1 protein-coding gene, 1 tRNA gene and 1 pseudogene are annotated in these 1,951 nt (G+C 72.5%); 2 read left to right on the top strand and 1 reads right to left on the bottom strand.

Features of this window, described 5'->3' with window-relative positions:
• Positions 1-15: 15 nt before the first annotated feature.
• Positions 16-87: transfer RNA gene (locus tag ABZ449_RS14690), tRNA-Val, on the top strand.
• 286 nt (positions 88-373) lie between these two features.
• On the opposite strand, the gene ABZ449_RS14685 is transcribed toward ABZ449_RS14690, so the two are convergent.
• Positions 374-574, bottom strand: a complete 201-nt coding sequence (locus ABZ449_RS14685) for a hypothetical protein (protein WP_360345418.1) — start codon at positions 572-574, stop codon at positions 374-376.
• A gap of 406 nt (positions 575-980) precedes the next feature.
• Here ABZ449_RS14685 and ABZ449_RS14680 point away from each other — a divergent pair.
• Positions 981-1,802 (top strand): annotated as a pseudogene (locus ABZ449_RS14680) (serine/threonine-protein kinase); the annotation flags it as partial.
• Positions 1,803-1,951 lie beyond the last annotated feature (149 nt).

Here is a 1,951-nt window from a genome sequence, read left to right as displayed (position 1 = left end):
CGACCGCCACATCAGGCGCGATTAGCTCAGCGGGAGAGCACTACCTTGACACGGTAGGGGTCACTGGTTCAATCCCAGTATCGCGCACAGTAACGGCCGGGGGCCGCGATCCGTGAGGGTCGCGGCCCCCGGCCTTTTGTCGTCCCGTCCCGGTGGCCGGCGGTTCGACCGGCCCGAAGGAGAAGAGCCGCGTACGGACGCCCTCACCGACGTCCGCACGCGGCATCTCCGCCTGCCGGGGCGCTCTGCGCACCGCTCTCGCCCGTCCGCGTGTCATCGCGGCCGCGGCCTCCCCGGCGGCACCGTTCCCCGTCCCCAGGGGATCGGTGCCCGTCTTCGACCGGCCTCGTGGCCGGTGTCCTTCCTCCCCTGCTCAGCGGGTGATCAGATCGGCGACGGCCTGGGCCTGGTTCGCCATCTGCTCCCACCCGCCGAAGAGCAGCACCAGGACCACGGCGCACGGCAGGGCCATGGCCAGTGCCACGGCGGGGTGCCGCGTGGGCTGCTCCGCGGACCGGGACTGGACGAAGGCCGGCCGACGGCGGCGGGGGGTTCCCGTGAGCTGCGGTGGCATGTCCTTGCTCCTGATCCGGTCGAGTTGGCGCGGTGGACGGCTTACCTCGGGGGACGAGCTCCCCGTCCACCGCTGGACCCAACGCTATTGGCAGGGGGGTCCTCCGGGCGTCATGCCGTCGTACTGTTCCTCGGACGTCCGGGAGGATGACGATCCGACTCGGGGCCTACTACCGCAGGGGGACAGAAGGCTCATCCGACCCCCGAGGGAACCCTGAGGGGGAACCCCGAGAAGCCCTTCGGCGTCCTTGTGACCTGCAGGTCAGTGCAAGATCGGACAATCGCACACCGGCTTCAGGTGTTGCGTATCAGCACACCGCAGCGGGCAGTCCGTAAGCTGTGCCAGACAGGAACTGACGATGGCCCAACCGACGGGGCCTCACCCACAGGCTGACGGGGAACGAAACATGGCGATGATGCGGCTGAGGCGTGAGGACCCCCGCATCGTCGGGCCGTACCGCCTGCACCGGCGACTGGGCGCCGGCGGCATGGGCGTGGTCTACCTCGGGTCCGACCGCCGCGGGCAGCGCGTCGCCCTCAAGCTGATCCGCGCCGAACTCGCCGAGGACCAGGAGTTCCGCACCCGCTTCGCCCGCGAGATCGCCGCCGCCTCCCGGATCCGCGGCGGCTGCACCGCGCGCGTGGTCGGCTCCGACATCGAGACCGAACGGCCCTGGCTGGCCACCGCGTACGTGCCGGGGCCCTCGCTCTACAAGCGGGTCGGCGACGAAGGACCCCTGAACTGGCCGGAGGCGGCCCGGATCGGGGCCGCGCTGGCCGACGGACTGGTCAAGGTGCACGAGGCGGGCGTGGTCCACCGGGACCTCAAGCCGTCCAACATCCTGCTCTCGCCCAAGGGCCCGCGGATCATCGACTTCGGCATCGCCTGGTCGCGCGGCGCCAGCACGCTCACCCACGTCGGCACCGCGGTCGGCTCCCCCGGCTTCCTCGCGCCCGAGCAGGTCCGCGGCGCCGCCGTCACGCCCGCCACCGACGTCTTCGCCTTCGGGGCCACCCTCGCGTACGCCCTCACGGGGGACACCCCGTTCGGCTCGGGGGCGTCCTCCGAAGTGATGCTGTACCGGGTCGTCCACGAGGAGCCCGACCTCTCGGCCGTGCCGCCGCAACTCGCGCCGCTGATCCGGGCCTGCCTGGCCAAGGAACCCGCCGAACGCCCCGGGGCCGCCGCACTGCACGAGCGGCTCAGCGAGCTGGCCGCGCGCGGTGCGGCGGCCGGGAACCCCGGCGGCGCCCGCGCCGGACGGCCGGGCCGGACGGCCCCCGCGCCCGCTCCGGCCCAGCAGGAGAACAACCGTCAGAACGTGCCGGTGCCGGGCGGACCATAGAGGACGATCTGCCGCTCCTCCCAGAGGAGTTC

The sequence above is a fragment of the Kitasatospora sp. NPDC005856 genome (assembly GCF_040629945.1).
GTDB lineage: Bacteria > Actinomycetota > Actinomycetes > Streptomycetales > Streptomycetaceae > Kitasatospora.
This window is presented reverse-complemented; position numbering and strand designations above follow the sequence as displayed.

Bases quoted from the DNA above. Each gene is read 5' to 3' on its own strand.
- ABZ449_RS14685 (WP_360345418.1), bottom strand. From the start codon at position 574: ATGCCACCGCAGCTCACGGGAACCCCCCGCCGCCGTCGGCCGGCCTTC.